The 16,514-nt window shown below is 65.1% G+C and carries 16 protein-coding genes; 5 read left to right on the forward strand and 11 right to left on the reverse strand.

What is annotated here, in order from left to right; all coding sequences use genetic code 11:
- Positions 1-14: 14 nt before the first annotated feature.
- The 9 genes from groL to BN118_RS04600 all read right to left on the reverse strand — a co-directional run bounded on the left by groL (position 15) and on the right by BN118_RS04600 (position 8,674).
- Positions 15-1,667, reverse strand: a complete 1,653-nt coding sequence (gene groL, locus BN118_RS04565; RefSeq protein WP_014905563.1) for a chaperonin GroEL — start codon at positions 1,665-1,667, stop codon at positions 15-17.
- A gap of 32 nt (positions 1,668-1,699) precedes the next feature.
- Positions 1,700-1,987, reverse strand: a complete 288-nt coding sequence (gene groES, locus BN118_RS04570) for a co-chaperone GroES (protein WP_003808621.1) — start codon at positions 1,985-1,987, stop codon at positions 1,700-1,702.
- A 333-nt stretch (positions 1,988-2,320) separates the two neighbouring features.
- On the reverse strand, positions 2,321-2,950 hold the full coding sequence (locus tag BN118_RS04575) for a DUF4286 family protein (protein WP_010926000.1): 630 nt from the start codon (positions 2,948-2,950) through the stop codon (positions 2,321-2,323).
- Complete coding sequence (locus BN118_RS04580) at positions 2,947-3,648, reverse strand: maleate cis-trans isomerase family protein (protein ID WP_003808629.1); 702 nt, start codon at positions 3,646-3,648, stop codon at positions 2,947-2,949. Before BN118_RS04580 ends, BN118_RS04575 begins: the two co-directional genes overlap by 4 nt.
- 48 nt (positions 3,649-3,696) lie before the next feature.
- Positions 3,697-4,332 (reverse strand): DUF4286 family protein, encoded by a 636-nt coding sequence (locus tag BN118_RS04585; protein WP_010931508.1) that lies wholly within the window; start codon positions 4,330-4,332, stop codon positions 3,697-3,699.
- Between the two features lie 43 nt (positions 4,333-4,375).
- Positions 4,376-6,082, reverse strand: coding sequence for an FAD-dependent oxidoreductase (locus BN118_RS04590; protein ID WP_014905564.1), 1,707 nt, complete (start codon positions 6,080-6,082; stop codon positions 4,376-4,378).
- A gap of 61 nt (positions 6,083-6,143) precedes the next feature.
- On the reverse strand, positions 6,144-7,094 hold the full coding sequence (locus BN118_RS04595) for a tripartite tricarboxylate transporter substrate binding protein (protein ID WP_003808634.1): 951 nt from the start codon (positions 7,092-7,094) through the stop codon (positions 6,144-6,146).
- Between the two features lie 196 nt (positions 7,095-7,290).
- The gene (locus BN118_RS19830) at positions 7,291-7,515 is read right to left on the reverse strand and encodes a hypothetical protein (protein ID WP_124740654.1); all 225 of its coding nucleotides are present in this window, start codon (positions 7,513-7,515) and stop codon (positions 7,291-7,293) included.
- Between the two features lie 184 nt (positions 7,516-7,699).
- Positions 7,700-8,674 carry a LysR family transcriptional regulator gene (locus BN118_RS04600; protein ID WP_023853081.1) on the reverse strand — a complete coding sequence of 325 codons (975 nt, stop codon included), beginning with the start codon at positions 8,672-8,674 and terminating at the stop codon, positions 7,700-7,702.
- A gap of 86 nt (positions 8,675-8,760) precedes the next feature.
- On the opposite strand from BN118_RS04600, the gene BN118_RS04605 reads away from it, so the two are divergent.
- The 3 genes from BN118_RS04605 to BN118_RS04615 all read left to right on the forward strand — a co-directional run bounded on the left by BN118_RS04605 (position 8,761) and on the right by BN118_RS04615 (position 12,626).
- On the forward strand, positions 8,761-10,506 hold the full coding sequence (locus tag BN118_RS04605) for an FAD-dependent oxidoreductase (protein ID WP_003808638.1): 1,746 nt from the start codon (positions 8,761-8,763) through the stop codon (positions 10,504-10,506).
- Positions 10,507-10,736: 230 nt separating this feature from the next.
- Positions 10,737-11,687, forward strand: a complete 951-nt coding sequence (locus BN118_RS04610; protein ID WP_005013747.1) for an IS481-like element IS481 family transposase — start codon at positions 10,737-10,739, stop codon at positions 11,685-11,687.
- Between the two features lie 105 nt (positions 11,688-11,792).
- Positions 11,793-12,626, forward strand: coding sequence for a mechanosensitive ion channel family protein (locus BN118_RS04615; protein ID WP_014905565.1), 834 nt, complete (start codon positions 11,793-11,795; stop codon positions 12,624-12,626).
- A gap of 13 nt (positions 12,627-12,639) precedes the next feature.
- On the opposite strand, the gene BN118_RS04620 is transcribed toward BN118_RS04615, so the two are convergent.
- Entirely contained in the window at positions 12,640-13,398 is a 759-nt protein-coding gene (locus BN118_RS04620) for an IclR family transcriptional regulator (RefSeq protein WP_014905566.1), read from the reverse strand.
- A gap of 161 nt (positions 13,399-13,559) precedes the next feature.
- On the opposite strand from BN118_RS04620, the gene BN118_RS04625 reads away from it, so the two are divergent.
- The gene (locus BN118_RS04625; protein ID WP_014905567.1) at positions 13,560-14,552 is read left to right on the forward strand and encodes a Bug family tripartite tricarboxylate transporter substrate binding protein; all 993 of its coding nucleotides are present in this window, start codon (positions 13,560-13,562) and stop codon (positions 14,550-14,552) included.
- Between the two features lie 217 nt (positions 14,553-14,769).
- On the opposite strand, the gene BN118_RS04630 is transcribed toward BN118_RS04625, so the two are convergent.
- Positions 14,770-15,546, reverse strand: coding sequence for an RNA methyltransferase (locus tag BN118_RS04630; RefSeq protein ID WP_003809988.1), 777 nt, complete (start codon positions 15,544-15,546; stop codon positions 14,770-14,772).
- Between the two features lie 107 nt (positions 15,547-15,653).
- Here BN118_RS04630 and BN118_RS04635 point away from each other — a divergent pair, with 107 nt between their 5' ends.
- On the forward strand, positions 15,654-16,436 hold the full coding sequence (locus BN118_RS04635; RefSeq protein WP_014905568.1) for an inositol monophosphatase family protein: 783 nt from the start codon (positions 15,654-15,656) through the stop codon (positions 16,434-16,436).
- Positions 16,437-16,514 lie beyond the last annotated feature (78 nt).

The raw sequence follows: 16,514 nt of genomic DNA on the forward strand, positions 1-16,514 counted from the left end.
CGGGAAGGCGGGACTTAGAAGTCCATGCCGCCCATGCCGCCCATGCCGCCCATGCCGCCGGGCATTGCCGGAGCAGCAGCGGGCTTGTTTTCCATCAGCTCGACCACGGCGGCTTCGGCCGTCAGCAGCAGGCTGGCCACCGAAGCGGCGTTCTGCAGCGCGGTGCGGGTGACCTTGGTCGGGTCCAGCACGCCTTGCTCGACCAGGTCGCCGTACTCGCCGGTCGCGGCGTTGTAGCCGTAGTTGCCCTTGCCGTTGAGCACGGTGTTGACCACCACGCTGGCTTCGTCGCCGGCGTTGGTGACGATGGTGCGCAGGGGCTCTTCGACAGCGCGCAGGATCAGCTTGATGCCGGCGTTCTGGTCAGCCGTGTCGCCCTTCAGGCCAGTGATGGCCTGCTTGGCGCGCAGCAGCGCAACGCCACCGCCAGGAACCACGCCTTCTTCCACCGCGGCACGCGTGGCGTGCAGGGCGTCTTCGACGCGAGCCTTCTTTTCCTTCATTTCGACTTCGGTGGCAGCACCGACGCGAATCACGGCAACGCCGCCGGCCAGCTTGGCCACGCGCTCTTGCAGCTTCTCGCGGTCGTAGTCCGAGGTGGCTTCCTCGATCTGGGCGCGGATCTGCTTGACGCGCGCTTCGATCGACTTGCCGTCGCCGGCGCCGTCGATGATCGTGGTGTTTTCCTTGGCCACTTCGATGCGCTTGGCCTGGCCCAGATCCTGCAGCGTGGCCTTTTCCAGCGACATGCCGGTTTCTTCGGAGATCACCGTGCCGCCCGTCAGGATGGCGATGTCTTCCAGCATGGCCTTGCGACGGTCGCCGAAGCCCGGGGCCTTGACGGCGGTGGTCTTCAGGATGCCGCGGATGTTGTTCACGACCAGGGTGGCCAGCGCTTCGCCTTCGACGTCTTCGGCGATGATCAGCAGCGGACGGCTCGACTTGGCGACTTGCTCCAGCACGGGCAGCAGGTCACGGATGTTGCTGACCTTCTTGTCGTAGATCAGGACATACGGATCGTCCAGCGCGGCGACTTGCTTTTCCGGGCTGTTGATGAAGTAGGGCGACAGGTAGCCGCGGTCGAATTGCATGCCTTCGACGACATCCAGTTCGTTTTCCAGCGACTTGCCGTCTTCGACGGTGATCACGCCTTCCTTGCCGACCTTGTCCATCGCGTCAGCGATGATCTGGCCGATCGAGGCATCGCTGTTGGCCGAGATCGAGCCAACCTGGGCGATTTCCTTGCTGGTGGTGACCGGCTTGGACAGTTTCTTCAGCTCTTCCACGGCGGCGGCCACGGCCTTGTCGATGCCGCGTTTGAGGTCGATCGGGTTGAAGCCGGCGGCGACGTACTTCAGGCCTTCCTGAACGACGGCCTGGGCCAGCACGGTGGCGGTGGTGGTGCCGTCACCGGCGTTGTCGGAGGTCTTGGAGGCAACGTCCTTGACCAGCTGGGCGCCGATGTTCTCGAACTTGTCCTTCAGTTCGATTTCCTTGGCGACGGACACGCCGTCCTTGGTCACCGTCGGGGCGCCGAACGAGCGCTCCAGCACGACGTTGCGACCCTTGGGGCCCAGGGTGGTCTTGACGGCGTTGGCGAGGACGTTCACGCCGCGCACGATGCGCACGCGGGCTTCGTCGGCAAACAGAACTTGCTTGGCAGCCATTGTTAGCTTCCTTAGAGAATTCGGTTACGCAATTACTGGATCACGGCGAGGATTTCGTCCTCGCGGATGACGAGCAGCTCTTCGCCATCGACCTTGACGGTCTGGCCGGCGTACTTGCCGAACAGGACCTTGTCGCCAGCCTTCAGGTCGACCGGCAGGATCTTGCCGTCTTCGGTCTTCTTGCCGGGGCCGACGGCCACGACTTCACCTTGATCCGGCTTTTCGGCGGCGCTGTCGGGAATGACGATGCCCGAGGCAGTCTTGCGCTCGTTGTCCAGGCGTTTGACGATCACGCGATCGTGCAGGGGACGCAGGGCCATGAGGAACTCCTGTTTCTAAAGAAAAGAAGAAAAATGATCGGTATTTGGCGCGGGGAGCCTGTTGTTAGCACTCACTGGCGACGAGTGCTAATTATAGGGATGCTTCCGCAGGGTTCAAGGGGGGAGGCGGTGCTTGTTACATATTGGCGGGTCTTCGCTGCAGGCCGCCACGCCCGGAGACGCCGGAATCCCCCCTCGCAGATACGGCGCCTTGCCGCCGGGGCGGCGAGACCGGGGCGGGCGCATGGCGAGGCCCGGGAATCGGCGGCCGGGTTCAAGCGCGAGGCGGTGCGGCCGTTGCGCCAGGGCGGGCAGGGGGCGGCGTTGCTGGGCTCAGCTCTCGGGATACACGCCGTGCAAGGCGCCACGCGTCCAGTATGGGGTGTACTCGTTGATCATGTCCAAGTGCCTGGCGTAGGGGCCCAGTCCAGAGGTTTTTTCCTGGTGCGAGAAGGATTCGTGGGCTTCAACCAAGGCCAGGAATCGTGGGCCGTTATCGGCGGGCTCGCGATACACGCGAAGCTGCTGAACGCCGGCCCGGTTCGAGAAAGCGCTGCGCAGCGTGCTTACTAGGTCTGCCTCGTGTTGCAGCGTCAAGCCGACGAACCTCAGCAGCAGCAGCCTTGGCGCGCGTTGCGTGATGGCCTGCCGGGGATAGACCTGCTGCGCGGCCATGCGCGACTGGCCGCGCACCCGGTTGAGCACGCGTTTGCTCCATGGGCTGAAGCGCTCGCCGGATACGTCCTGGTAGGGCTTGTCGTCCAGGACCTCGATATTCGACAGGTCATACAAGGCCAGGTAGCGCGGCCAGCCCGCCACGCACACGTATCGCAGGGCGGTCTCGAATCCTGGCAGGCCGGCCCGTTCCGGCAGGTGCTCGGTGTCGTACCAGTCGTTGAATTCCGCTTCCATGCCGGCGGGCGGTTCCATGGAGACAAGCAGCAGGGCTTTGGAGTGGGTCATGATGCGATTGCCTGGATTTGCGTTGCCATGGCCTGGATCGACGAATAGACCGGCCGGCCGAATTCGGTTTCAAGCTGGTGCAGCACGTTGAAGGTGGGCAATTGCGCACAGGCGATGAACATCGCTTCGCAATCGTCGTTCATGGTCTGCCTGGCGATATGCGAGACGGCCTGGGCGCTGATTCTGCCCAGCTCATCCACATCCTTGGCGTACAGGCTGTCGAAGGCGGCGATCTCGATGCCGGCATTTGAAATGAAGCCTTTCAGCTGGGCATTGACGGCATCCGAGTACGGGGTCACCACCGCAACCTTGCGTATGCCGTCCTGGGTCAGCACGGACGTCATGGAGCTGGCTATGGTCGCGACGGGCTTGCCGGTGTTTTCGCGCAGTTGGCGCGCCAGTTCCTGGTCGCCCACGGGGCCCAGCAGGAATCCGGCGGCCGTGCAGCCATATGCCACGACATCGATGTCGCCGGTACCCAGCTTTTCCCTGGCCAGGGCCAGCGCGTTTTCCTTGTAGGCCGGCAAGGCCGCCGCATTCAGCAGGCCTTTGTCTCGTGGGATTTTGACGACTTCAAGGCGGCAGCCGGGCAGCCAGAGCGGCAGTTCCTCTGCCACCCTGGTGTTGTTCTCTGGAATCAAGACGCCGATGCGTATGGCCGTGGGCATGATGAACCTTTGGTAGTGTGACTTGTGCACGCCTGCGCGCCGGGGGCGGCGTGCGGCGGGAAGGCAGGGGGCGCTCTTTTACTGAGCCTCGAAAACCGAAGGCACGTAGCCTCTGCGCCAATACGGGATGTAGAACGTCATCAGGTCCAGATGGTCGGCCGCCGGTCCAAGGGCGCTGGCGGTGACCGGAATCCGCGGGTCGTGCGCGCGGCATTCCACCAGCGCGATATAGTCGCCCTGCAGTGGCCCGGATCCCCTGAAAACCCTGGCCTGAAGCAGATCTTCAGACGAATCCACGATGGCCTGCAGCCCCTCGATGAGCGCTACCTCATGGGCGCCCGGCATCTCGCGAAAACGCATCACCGCCACTTGCAGCGGCCGGCCCCGATCTCCCATCAAGGCGGGGCCGGGGTATATCTGGTCGCCGGAAAACCGGTACTGGCCATGCAGCTTGGTCAGGATGCGCTGCGCCCAGGGCGAGAAGCGGGCGCCCGGAGCGCGCGTGTACTGGGGGTGTTCAAGCGCATCGACCGAGGCAAGGTCGTACAGGGCCACATATTTGGGCCATCCTTTTACCGCGACATACCGCGACGAGCGATCGAAGCCGGGAACCGTCGACAGGCGCGGAAAGTGTTCCGTGTCGTACCACTCGTTGAACTCTTCTTCCAGGTCCCCGGGCGGGGTCATCATGGCAAGCAGCAGGGCCTTCGTCATATGTCATCCTGGTAAGGTGGTGGTCTCAAGGGCTGGCGCCGCGTCACGGTTTCGAGAGCGACTGGACGGCAAGGTAGGCGCCCACGATCGCGGGCCCCAGTGTCGATCCGCCGGGGTAGAAGCCCCGAAACGGCGAGGCCTGGTTGTTGCCGCAGGCATACAGGCCGGATATGGGTTGCCCTGCGGCATTCAGGGCCTGCCCGGACGCGCTGGTCTTCAGGCCCATCGCGGTGCCTATCGTCGCGGGGTGGATCCGCAGGGCGACAAAAGGCGGCGTTTCGATAGGCGCGAGATTGGGGTTGGGCCAGGTCATATTGTGGCCGAACATTCTGTTGTAGGCCGAGGCCCCCTTGTGGAAGTCGGGGTCCTGGCCCGTGCGGGCGCTTTGGTTGTGGCGCTGCACGGCGGCGGCCAGGGCGCCTGGATCGATGCCGATCTTCGGGCCCAGCTTGTCGAGCGTGCTGGCGACGGTGATGTAGCCACGGCGAATCCAGGGGCGCAGCGAGCGGTTCCATGGCCAGGGCCGTATGAGCCCCAATCCGTGCCTGCGGACGAACTCGCGGTCGGTGATGAAGTAGAAGGGTTTTCCATCCGCCCCGCCGTTGGCGAAGATCGCGGTGACGATATCGTGGTAAGAGTTGGCCTCGTTGACAAACCGTTCCCCTTGTTCGTTGACCGCGATCACCCCGGGCCGGCCGCGATCGAGATAGCCGTAGATGACGGGAGTATCGGCGCCGTTCTTTTCGCGGCTGGCCGACGCGGGGGTCCAGAAGCCGACGCTGCTGAGCTCGCGGTCTACCGAGGCGCCCGCATCCAGCGCCGCCTGGATCCCTGCGCCCGTGCAGGCGGGGTTGCACAGGCTGAAGCGATGCGGAGTCGCCGGGCCGTAGCGCCGCAGCATTTCCTGGTTGTGCGCGAACCCGCCAGTGGCAAGCAACACGGCTTTCGACGCCCGGATACGCTTGGGCACGCCGCCGACGACCACGGTCGCGCCGATCACCCGGTCATGGTCGATCGCCAGGCTTTCAAGGTCGGCCTGGGTCAGAATCCTGCAGCCGAGTTTGTCGACACTGTAAAGAAGCCGCGCAGCCAGGGCGTTGCCCGAGCGCAGGTCGGTGCCACGGGCATACCGGATACGGTCCATCCCATACCGCAGCAGCTTGCGCAGCACGCGCATGAGGGCCCGGGGCGATGAGAACGGGCGCAGAAAGTCATGGACCTCTTCGGGGCCGAGCATCAGCCCGCCCAGGACCATCAAGCGGTGCAAGGGGGGATGCAGCAAGGAAAAATTGCGTCCCAGCTTCTTGCCGTCGAAGGGTTGCGGAAACAGCGAGCGTCCGCGTGTCGCGCCGCCCGGCAGGCTTGACCGATAGTCCGGCCAACTCGACAGGTCGAACTTCACCTCCGTATTTTCATTCAGGAAGTCGATGACCTTGCCTCCCGTGGCAAGGTAGGTGTCTATCACTTCCTCCTGGTAGAAATCGCCCAGCAGCGCCTTCAGGTATGTCCTGGCCGCCTCGAGCGTATCGCCCGCGGCCAGCCCGGCCTTGGTGCCAGGCACCCAGATGCCGCCGCCCGAGGTCGCGGTGGTGCCGCCCACATAGGCGAGTTTTTCGCAGATCAGTACGCGCAGACCTGCCTGCGCGGCAAACAGTGCGGCGGACAGGCCGCCGGCCCCGCTGCCTATCACCAGGACGTCGGTCTCGTCGTCCCAGCGTTCTGGACTGGCTTCAGATACTACGGGGCTCATCGCCGCACTCCTGGCAGGAATCTCTTGGTGTTTTGCTGCATGCATGCCGTGCCCAGGGACCCTATTGCTGCCTGGCGCCCAATTCATCGACCGTCGCCATCCATTTGGCTTCTTCCGCCGCCAGGAACTGGCTCAGTTCTTCGGGCGAGGAGCCCCGCTGTTCCACGCCTTGCGCCGTCAGCTTGGCTATGAGGTCGGGATTCTGCAGCGCGGCCCTGGTGCTTTCGTTCAAGCGCTTGACGATGTCTGGCGGAACGTTTGCCGGGGCCAGCAGTGCGTACCACACCGTGCTGGTGAAGCCGGGCAGGCCCGCCTCGATGGCGGTGGGCAGGTCGGGCAGCAGTGCGCTGCGTTTCGCGCTGGTGACGGCCAGGGCCCGGATCTTCTGCGACTGTATCTGCGGCACCATGGGGCCGATGCCGCTCATCATGAACTGCACATCGCCGCTCATCAGCGCAACCGCCGCGGGCGCCGCGCCCTTGTATGGAATCCGCTGCAAATTCAAGCCGGCGGATTTCAGCATGAGCGCGGTCTGCAGATAGGTGATGCTGGCCGTGGTCGCGTAGTTGAGCTGGCCGTCGCGCGCCTTGGCGTAGTCGATGAATTCCTTCAGCGTCCTGGCCGGCAGGTCGGTTGGAATGGCGACGACGTTGGGCACTTCGCCGATCGTCGAAATGGGCGTGAAGTCGTCGCGAACCTTGAATTTCGCGTCCTTGAACAGGCTGGGATTGATGGCGTGCGCGGAAGAGGCCAGATAAATGGTGTAGCCGTCGGGCTTTGCGTTCCGGACGGCCTGGGAGGCCAGCAGGCTGTCGGCGCCGGGGCGGTTTTCGACCACTATCGGCACCCCCAGCTCGGCGGCAAGCTGCTGGGCGAAGGCGCGCGCCATGACATCGGTGGGGCCGCCGGCTGCAAACCCGGCTATCAGGGTGACCGGCTTGGATGGGTAATCGGACGCCATGGACAGCATGGGCATCAGTGCGGCCAGGCCGGCAAGCATTAATTTGATCATTTTGTCTCCCTTAATAAGTTATTTGAATCTGCATAATCAATAATCAGAATGAATGCTGCATGAATATCGGTGCCGCCCGGCGCCGTGTTTATGAACGGCATGGTATGAATACTCATTCAATATTGGGCGGATAAAGGGCCAGCCCGGATGGCGGCCGCCGGACCGCCGGGATGTGTTCAGTGCGGGAAGATGCGTGTTATTGCCGGGCGCCGATTCCGCGTGCGGCATGCGGCATTTCGGAGCCGGTCGCCGAGGGCGCGCCGGGCCACAGCGTGCTGTCGCCCACGCTGCTTGCCGCCAGGGCGCGCGCCTTGCCGGAGTCCACAAGAGGGCCCGCATGGCCCGCGGTTGCGGCTGTGCCGCGCAGCGGCGTCGGCGCGGCAACCGTCGCGGCAAGCCCGGCGGCAATTCCCCTTGTCATTTTGTCTCCTTCATTATTGAAGTGAATCGACCTGATTGCGAATCTGAATAATGCGAAGCACGCGCTTCACAATATGCATATAGGCAAGGAAGGCGGCCACTTCAAACTGCAGATCAATATGAATGAATGTCCATTTAATCTACAGAACTTGCAAGCACAAGTCAACGCGCCGTGGCTGGGAATTTTATTTTTCCGCGGGTTTTGCGGTAGACGGTATTAATCGTTCCGCAACAGGCAATACCGTGGCCAGGCCGCGCGACAGGATCTGGATCAGAGGGTCCGTTTCGGCGCTGCGCGCGTAGGCGAAATGCATGGTGGTGCGGTGCACGCTGATCGGAACGATGAAAAACGCGCCGCGCGCCTGCTCGGCCTCGGCGAATTCGCGGCGGGTGAACCCCAGCCCGACTCCCTGCGACACCATGGCGCGCAGCAATCGTTCGGTGTTGACTTCAAGCGCGGGACGAATGGTGATGTTGTGGGACCGAAACAGTTGAGCAGTGATCTCGGAGTGCGCGCTGCCCGTCGTGGTCATGACCCACGGCAGCTTGGCGAGTTCCGGCCAGGTTGCCGTGGCGACACGTTCGCGCCAGCTTTGGGGGGCCACCACCACCAGTTCGCGCTGTCCGATTTCGTACTCGCGCAGGTTGGCTTCATTCGTGCATGAAACGTAAAAGCCCGCGTTGATTTCCCCGGTGAGGATTCCCTGGCGGATCGAGGACGAGTTGCGGGATTCGATGCTGAGTTCGATCAGCGGGTAGTGTTCATGAAACCACTTGATCAGCGATGGCAGGGCCGCGTGCACCGAGGGGTCTTCGATGGTGCCGATTGCAATCCTGCCCGAAGCGCTGCCGCGCAGTTCGCTGGCAGTGCTGAGCAGTTCCAGCGACGAGGCTAGCAGCCGCGCGGCCTGTTCCGATAGCTGCAACCCCGCCGCGGTGGGAACAACCCCTTGCGGCGTGCGCGTGAACAGCGGAAGGCCGAACTGCTGTTCAAGTGAGCGCAGGTGGTGGCTGGCCGCCGGCTGGCTGATGCGCAGGCGTTCGGCGGCGCGTGTCAGATGACCTTCCTGCACCACAGCGACCAGCGTTCTCAGGTGCGTGAGGTTCAGCACGCCGGACGCGCGAGATTCGGCGGGAGAATCGTGGTCATTCGAGTTCACTATTGGACGCCCCTCATCTTGGTGAATAGTATTCGGCATCACTCTAGCAGAGGCAAGGACGGGCGGACCAGGTGGAAACCACAGCAATGAAAGACGTTACCCCGGCGCGTGCCGACTACCCATGGGATGGTGAGCGGGACGTCATCGTCATCGGCAGTGGATGCGCCGGTCTGAGCGCGGCGCTGCTGGCCGCAAAGAAATCGTTGGACGTGGTGCTGTGCGAGAAATCATCGCAAGTCGGCGGCACCACCGCCAGCGCAGGCGGCGTGATGTGGATTCCGAACTCCCGCGAGGCTCGCGCCGCCGGGGTCGATGATTCATCGGAGCAGGTGCGCGTGTATCTGCGCGCGCTGATGGGAGCGTATTACCGCGCAGACCTGGTCGATCCGTACTTGAAGTCGGCCCCGCTTGCCGCCCAGGCGATTCAGGAGGATACCCAGGTACGGCTGAAGCTGATGCCGGCCATGTCGGATTACCATGCGTCGCTGCCCGGTGGAAAGGCGGGAGGGCGTTCGCTCGAGCCCGAACGCTTCGATGGCCGGCGGCTTGGCGCCGACTTCGAGCTCGTGCGCGCCCCGATCAAGCGCCTGATGCTGCTGGGCGGCCTGTACATCGACAAGCGCCGCATCGACGAGTTTCTCAATCCATTTGGCTCGTTCAGGAATTTCATTGGCGTCATAAGAACGCTGGCTCGCTATGCGATCGACCGCACCAGGTTTTCCCGGGGCACCGATATCGGGGCCGGCAACGCGTTCGTTGCGAGTGCGCTGCTCAGCTTGCGTGAGCGTGGCGTGCCGATATGGCTCAATTCCCCCATGGTGTCGCTGGTGCGCAACCCGCAAGGCGGCGTCGCCGGCGTGGCAATATGCCGCGACGGCAAGTTGCAGCGGATACGGGCGCGCAAGGGCGTCATCCTGGCCGCCGGCGGTTTTCCACGCAATGCGGCCCTGCTTGAAGAGCTGGCGGGCGGTTTTCCGCACGACCAGAGCGTGGGATATGAAGGCAATGTCGGCGATACGCTGCAGGCCGCCCGCCAGGCCGGCGCGGCCATCGACGCCGACCTGGCGTCGCCGTGCTGGTGGACGCCCACGTCCAGGAACAAGGAGGCCGACGGCAGTATGTCGACGGTGCTGTACGGGTATCTCGACCGCAGTCGTCCGGGCATGATCGCCGTGAACGCGGCAGGCAAGCGGTTCGTCAACGATTCGGACTCGTACCACGACATTGTGTACGCGATGTTCAAGGACGGTGTCACGCCGGACAGCCGCTTTTATCTGATTTGCGACCGCCGGTTCGTATGGAAACGGGGCCTTGGCAACTTGATCAAGCCGTATTGCCTGTCTCTGGGACGTTACGTGCGTAGCGGCTACATCAGCACCGGGCGCAGCATACGCGAACTCGCGGCCGCGATCGGGATCGATCCCGATGCGCTGGAAGTAACGGTCACGCGGCACAACGGCTTCTGTGAAACCGGCGTAGACCTGGATTTCGGCAAGGGGGGGAATCCGTACAACCGGATGTTCGGCGATCCGCGGGTCAAGCCGAATCCCAATCTGCTGGCGATCCGCCATGCTCCTTTCTTTGCCCTGCGCATCTACCCGGGCACACTGGGCACGATACTGGGGCTGAAGGCGACGGCCGATGCGCAGGTGGTGGGTCAGGACGGCGAGGCGATTCCGGGCTTGTACGCATGCGGAAACGATATGTCGTCGGTGTTTCGCGGGTTTTATCCGGGGGCAGGCGCCACGCTGGGTCCGGGCCTGGTATTCGCGTATCGCGCCATCGAGCACCTGGCGCGGTCCTCAGGCGGATCGGCCGCGCAATCCGCTTGACAGCACGAGATGGTCTCATTTAAAACTATTCACATACATAAAATAAAATTCACACATGTGAATAAATAGCGGGCCCGGCATCGGGACCTGCCCACCACCAGGAGACCATCGTGAGCTTCTTTGGCCGTCTAGGTGTGAAGATTCAATAGGTTGTATGCATGGTTCATCCGAACCGGATTTGAGAAACTGGAAATCGCCACCCCCCCAGTTCACTCAAGGAGCCCGGCCGGATGAACACCCATAAGCATGCCCGATTGACCTTCCTACGTCGACTCGAAATGGTCCAGCAATTGATCGCCCATCAAGTTTGTGTGCCTGAAGCGGCCCGCGCCTATGGGGTCACCGCGCCGACTGTGCGCAAATGGCTGGGCCGCTTCCTGGCTCAGGGCCAGGCGGGCTTGGCCGATGCGTCCTCGCGCCCGACGGTCTCGCCCCGAGCGATTGCGCCGGCCAAGGCGCTGGCTATCGTGGAGCTGCGCCGCAAGCGGCTGACCCAAGCGCGCATCGCCCAGGCGCTGGGCGTGTCAGCCAGCACCGTCAGCCGCGTCCTGGCCCGCGCCGGTCTGTCGCACCTGGCCGACCTGGAGCCGGCCGAGCCGGTGGTGCGCTACGAGCATCAGGCCCCCGGCGATCTGCTGCACATCGACATCAAGAAGCTGGGACGTATCCAGCGCCCTGGCCACCGGGTCACGGGCAACCGACGCGATACCGTTGAGGGGGCCGGCTGGGACTTCGTCTTCGTGGCCATCGATGACCACGCCCGCGTGGCCTTCACCGACATCCACCCCGACGAGCGCTTCCCCAGCGCCGTCCAGTTCCTCAAGGACGCAGTGGCCTACTACCAGCGCCTGGGCGTGACCATCCAGCGCTTGCTCACCGACAATGGCTCGGCCTTTCGCAGCCGCGCCTTCGCCGCGCTGTGCCATGAGCTGGGCATCAAGCACCGCTTTACCCGACCTTACCGCCCACAGACCAATGGCAAGGCCGAACGCTTCATCCAGTCGGCCTTGCGTGAGTGGGCTTACGCTCACACCTACCAGAACTCCCAACACCGAGCCGATGCCATGAAATCCTGGCTACACCACTACAACTGGCATCGACCCCACCAAGGCATCGGGCGCGCTGTACCCATCTCCAGACTCAACCTGGACGAATACAACCTATTGACAGTTCATACCTAGCCCTGCGGCCCGGCGCGTGCGTCATGGGCGCGCCGGGGCGTGTCTGATAGAGTCTGCGCTATTGGCGCCGCGCCGCCGCGCGCGCGAATCTTGACAGGAGCCCGCATGAAAGAAACCCTGAACGAAATCTCCACCCTGATGCCGCAGCTCGTCGACCTGGGAATCAACCTGGGCGTGGCATTGCTGATCCTCATCCTGGGCTGGTGGGCCTCGTCGCTCCTGGGCGGCTGGGTGCGCCGCGCCGCGCAGCGCTCGCCGCGCATCGATCCCACCATCGTGCCGATGTTCCAGAGCACGGTGATCTGGACGGTGCGCATTTTCACGCTGATCGCGGTGTTGGCCCGTTTCGGCGTGCAGACCGCCAGCCTGATCGCGGTGCTGGGCGCCGCCGGCCTGGCCGTGGGCCTGGCCCTGCAGGGCACGCTGCAGAACATCGCGGCGGGCATCATGTTGCTGATCCTGCGCCCGATCCGCGCCGGCGAGTACGTGGCCCTGAGTTCGGGTTCGGACGGCACCGTGGAGGAGGTGGGGCTGTTCCTGACGCGCCTGGTCCAGGTCGATGGCATCCACATCACCCTGCCCAACAGCACGGTCTGGAACGCCACCATCATCAATTACAGCCGCAACGCCAACCGGCGCCTGGATATCCCGGTGACGGTGCATTATGGCGACGACCTGGGCGAGGCCATCGCCAGGCTGGAGGCGCTGGTGCGCGGCCACGAGATGGTGCTGCAGGATCCCGCGCCCATCGTCAAGGCCAGCGAATACCGCGACAACGGCACGGTGGTCAATGTGCGCCTCTGGACCCAGGCGGCGCAATACTGGGACCTGCGCTGGGACCTGTTCCACCAGATCCGGCGCGCCCTGGGCGAGGCGGGGTTCCGCGCGCCCATCCCGGTGCGCGAGATCCAGGGCGGCGGCAAGGACGCGGCCGCCTGAGGCCCGCGGCCCGCTACGCCTTGGGCGCCAGGCGGGCCAGTTCGGCGCCGATCCAGCCGGCGATCTCGCGCTGGCGTTGCGCCGGCATGCGGTCGATGATGGCGGTGACGCTGACGGCCAGCACCGGCGCGCCCTGCGCGTCGAGCAGCGCGCACCCCACGCCCAGCGCGCCGCGCACCGCGTGGTTGCCCACCACCGAGTAGCCGCGCGCGCGCGTGTTTTCGATCAGGCGGTGCATCTCCTGCGGTGTCATGCCGCCATATTCGTCCAGCCGGCCCGAGTTGCGCTGGACGATGGCGTGCGCCACCTCGTCGGGCAGGGCGGCCAGCAGCGCCATGCTGCCCGAGCCCACGCCCAGCGGCTGGCGCTTGCCGGCGTAAGTGGCCAGGATCTGCACGGGGTAGCTGCCGATTTCCCGGTGCAGGCTGACCGAGTCGTCGCCGTCCCGTACGACCAGGAACACCGCGTCGCCGGTGCGGTCGGCCAGCCGGCGCAGCACCGGCAGCATCTGGCGCACGCGCGGGTCGGGTGCCGCCAGGTCGGCGTCGGCCGCCAGCTGGGTGCGGTATTTCTTGGTGCCCTGCAGCGGAACCACCAGCCCGGCGTCCAGCAAGGCGGCCAGCAGGCGGTAGATGGTGGGGCGCTGGATGCCGGTCTGGCGCGCGATGTCGGTGACGCTCAGGCCGCGCGGGCCCTGGTCGCGCAGGGCGGCCAGTACCATCAGGCCGCGCCGCAGGGTGCGCGGGCCGGCACCGGAATCAGTCTCTTGCATGGTGCTTGGATATCGGATCGGGTATGCAGGGGCGGAACCAGGGAAAACCATCGTCTGCACAGTGGGCTCTACCTTGCCCTGGCGCTCGTGTATAGCGCAAAATCAGCGGCTAAACAATTCTTATACGTCCATTACATGGACATTTTTCAGGAGACCTTCCGATGACCAAAAGTCAGCTGCCTCGTCTCGGGCGTTTTGCCGTGCGCCTGTTTGCCGGCATCCTGGGCGCCGCCGCCATCGGCGCGACGGCCCATACCGCCTATCCCGACAAGCCGGTGCGCATCGTGGTCGGCTTTTCCGCCGGCGGCACCACCGACGTGATCGCACGCATCATGGCCAAGGAACTGACCGAGGCGCTGGGCCAGTCGTTCGTGGTGGAGAACAAGCCGGGCGGCGGCAGCAACATCGCCACCGACTACGTGGCGCGCGCCACGCCGGATGGCTACACCTTGCTGTTCGTGGCGGTGACCAGCGCCATCAACCAGACGCTCTACAAGAACGTCAACTTCGACCTGACCAAGGATTTCGCGCCGGTCGCGCTGGGCGCCAAGGTGCCCAATATCCTGGTGCTCAACCCCTCGGTGCCGGTCAAGTCGGTGCAGGAGCTGGTGGCCTATGCCAAGGCCAACCCGGGCAAGCTGGCTTTCGCCTCGTCGGGCAGCGGCACCTCGATCCACATGGCCGGCGAGCTGTTCAAGCAGCGCGCCGGTATCGACGTGCTGCACGTGCCGTACAAGGGCAGCGCCCCGGCGGTCACCGACCTGATCGGCGGCCAGGTGCAGTTCATGTTCGACAACATGCCGTCGTCGTGGCCGCACGTGCAGGCCGGCAAGCTGCGCGCGCTGGCGGTGACCACCACCGAGCGCTCGGCCAGCGCGCCCGACCTGCCGACCATGAAGGAATCGGGTTTCGAGAACTTCGACGTGTCGTCGTGGTTCGGCCTGATCGCCCCGGCCGGCACTCCGCCCGAAGTCGTGAACACGCTGAACGCGGCCATGGTCAAGGCGCTGGACAAGCCGGAGGTCCTGCAGTCGTACGAGAAGCTGGGCGCGGTGGCGCAGAAGACCACGCCGGCCGAGTTCGGCGCCTTCATCAAGTCCGAAGTGGAAGGCTGGGCCCCGGTGGTCAAGGCCTCGGGCGCCACGGTGGACTGACGGCCGGTCCGTCTCGAGCGTGAAGAAGACGCCCGCGAGGGCGTCTTTGCTTTTGGAGCCGTGCGGATGCCTGCCCCAGCGGGGGCAGATACCGCCTTGGCCGTCAAGCGTCGATGGCGTACAGCAGTGTGCCTGTCCCGGCGGGGACAGGCACACTGGCCGCCGGAGTGGCTTCCCCCACGGGGACAGGCACCCCGCCGGCGCGCCGGGAAGGGGGTTATTTCGGGCGGTTCGGGGCGATCATGGCGGTGCACACGCCGCGCAGCATGTCCACTTCGTCGCGGCTGAGCGCGCTGCGCGTGAGCAGGTGCTTCATGCGCGGCATCAGTTTCTTGGGATGCGCGGGGTCGAGAAAGCCCACGGCGACCAGCGCCTGCTCCCAGTGCGCCAGCAGCGCCTGGACGGCCGCGCCGTCGGCCGGGGCGGCGCCCGGGTTGGCCTGCTGGGCCGACGAGGCCGGCAGCAGCGACTGGCCGGTGCCGGCCAGCAGGGCGTAGCGCAGCTCCCAGGCGGCCAGTTGCAGGGCCTGGGCGACGTTCAGCGAGCTGTATTGCGGGTTGGCCGGGATATGGCAAATACGGTGACAGAGCTCGATCTGGGCATTGGTCAGCCCGGCGCGCTCGGTGCCCAGGACGATCGCCACCACGCCCGCCTCGGTGTCGTCCAGGTGGCGCCGGGCCAGGCCGGCCGCTTCGCGGATGTCGCAGGGGGGCGGGCCCAGGTCGCGCACCCGCGCGGTCAGGGCGAAGGCCAGGGTGACCGGGGCCAGCGCTTCTTCCAGCGTGTCGTGGACGGCGGCGCGCTCCAGCACGTCGAGCGCCCCGCTGGCCAGCGCCACGGCCTCCGGCTGGGCGGTCATGTCGGGAAAACGGGGGGCGACCAGGACCAATTCGCCAAAGCCCATGGTCTTGATCGCGCGGGCCGCCGAACCCACGTTGCCAGGGTGGCTGGGCTGGGTCATGATGAACCGAACGCGTGAAAATGCTTGAGTCATTTAAAATGCCATGTTTGGCTTAGCGCCTTCCTGGTTTCCGATTGTATTGGCCGCGTGTTTTTCCGGCTTGCAAGGCGGCCGCCCTCACTGCGTTTGTACGGAATTCTATGCATCCGATGCTCAATACCGCCATCAAGGCGGCCCGGCGTGCCGGCACCATCATCAACCGCGCCAGTCTCGACCTGGAGCGCCTTACCGTGGCCCGCAAGGGGCCGCGCGATTATGTCACGGAAGTCGACCGCGCCTCCGAGGAGGCGATCGTCGAAGTCCTGCGCACGGCCTATCCCGACCATGCGGTGCTGGGCGAGGAGTTCGGCCTGCAGGGGCCCGAGCAGGCCGAGTTCCAGTGGATCATCGATCCGCTGGACGGCACCACCAACTATATCCATGGCCTGCCCAATTACGCGGTCTCGATCGCCTTGCTGCATCGCCGCCAGGTGACGCAGGCGGTGGTCTACGATCCGTCGCGCAACGAGCTGTTCACGGCCAGCCGCGGCAGCGGCACGTTCCTGAACGATCGCCGGGTGCGCGTGTCGGGCCGCATCCGCTACCATGATGCGCTGCTGGGCGCGCACTGGCCGCACTCGACCGACCCCGACCAGGGCTCGGGCCGTTTCCGCGCCATGGCCGAGGGCAGCGCCAGCGTGCGCCGGCTGGGATCGACCGTGCTGGACCTGGCCTACGTGGCCTGCGGCCGCCTCGACGGCTTTTGCGGCGTGGGCCTCAAGCCCTGGGACGTGGCCGCCGGCAGCCTGCTGGTGCTGGAAGCCGGCGGCCTGCTTGCCGACTTCGACGGCGAGCAGGGCTGGCTGGACACCGGCAACGTGCTGGCGGGCACGCCCAAGGTCTTCACCCACATGCTCACCGCGCTGCAGCCCCGTACGGCTTGATGCGCCATACGCCGGCTGATCGGCCGGCAGGCCGCGCCCACGCTGGATGCGCGGCCGCGCGCCGTCACCGGCGTGTCA

Source organism: Bordetella pertussis 18323, assembly GCF_000306945.1.
In the GTDB taxonomy this organism is placed as follows: Bacteria; Pseudomonadota; Gammaproteobacteria; order Burkholderiales; family Burkholderiaceae_B; genus Bordetella; species Bordetella pertussis.